Below are 1239 nucleotides of genomic sequence, written 5' to 3'. Positions count from 1 at the left end.
TGTGGTGGTTTAATGATCCCGGACACCGCTTTAGGTGGTAAAGTCGCCACCGTAACAAGAGGTGTTCAATGACAAGAAAGCGTCGCTCATTCACTGCGGAGTTCAAACTGGAAGCCGCATGCCTGGTACTCGACCAGGGCTACTCCGTCTCTGAGGCCAGTCGATCACTCGATGTTGGAGAGACGGTGATCCGCAACTGGGTTCGCCAGCTCCAAGCTGAGAGAGGCGGCCAGACTCCGAGCAACAAGGCTCTTACCCCGGAGCAGCAGAAAATTCAGGAGCTTGAGGCCCGCATTAACCGACTTGAGCGAGAAAAGGCGGTGCTAAAAAAGGCCACAGCTCTCTTAATGGCGGACGAATTCGAACGTACGCTCTGATAGACCAGTTGAGAGAGCAGGAATCCACAGAACTGGTCTGTTCCGCCTTCGATATCTCCACATCCTGTTTCTATGACTACAAGGCTCGAAAACGCTGCGTTGACTCTGAGCGTATCAAGTTTCGTAGCGAGCTACGCCGCTTGTTCAAGGAAAGCCGCGGCTCAGCTGGTAGTCGTGCACTGATGTCGATGATGCAGGAATTGGGGCACAAGATTGGTCGCTTCAAAGTACGTAGCTTGATGAAGGAGGCAGGGCTGGTGTCCAAGCAGCCTGGTTCTCATGCCTATAAAACGGCTCAAGTGGAGCGACCGGACATCCCTAATCGGCTTGATCGGGAGTTCGATGTTGCCGAACCCAATCAAGTTTGGTGCGGCGATATTACTTATATCTGGGCCGCTGGTCGTTGGCATTATTTGGCTGCAATCATCGACCTTCACACACGTCGAACTGTGGGCTGGGCCATGTCGGAAAGACCTGATGCCGATTTGGCCGTAAAGGCACTGGAGATGGCATACCAGCAACGCGGTTGCCCAGATGGTGTGATGTTCCACTCTGACCAGGGAAGCCAATATGCCAGCCGAAAGTTCAGGCAGCGCCTTTGGCGCTATCGAATGACTCAGAGCATGAGCCGCCGTGGCAATTGCTGGGACAATGCTCCCATGGAGAGACTGTTCCGGAGCTTGAAGACAGAATGGATCCCATCAACTGGTTACATGACGGCTCGCGAAGCCAAGCGAGACGTCGCCGCATACTTGATGGACTACTACAACTGGCAGCGCCCTCACCAACACAATGATGGGGTGCCGCCTGCGGAAGCCGAGAATCGGGCTAAACAGGTGTCCGGATTTAGTTGACCACTACA

The 1239-nt window shown here is 54.1% G+C and carries 1 protein-coding gene; it reads left to right on the top strand.

Annotation, left to right across the window (positions count from 1 at the left end; translation table 11 throughout):
* Window positions 1-68: 68 nt before the first annotated feature.
* Window positions 69-1231, top strand: a protein-coding gene (locus FCL40_RS18365) for an IS3 family transposase (protein WP_136854724.1) whose coding sequence is annotated in 2 segments (ribosomal slippage) — window positions 69-324 and window positions 324-1231 — 1164 coding nt in all. Because the reading frame shifts where the segments join, the coding sequence is not laid out codon by codon here.
* Window positions 1232-1239 lie beyond the last annotated feature (8 nt).

This window comes from Ferrimonas sediminicola, from assembly GCF_005116715.1.
In the GTDB taxonomy this organism is placed as follows: Bacteria; Pseudomonadota; Gammaproteobacteria; order Enterobacterales; family Shewanellaceae; genus Ferrimonas; species Ferrimonas sediminicola.
Note: the sequence above shows the minus strand (reverse complement) of the source record. Positions and strands in the feature narration are given on the sequence as shown.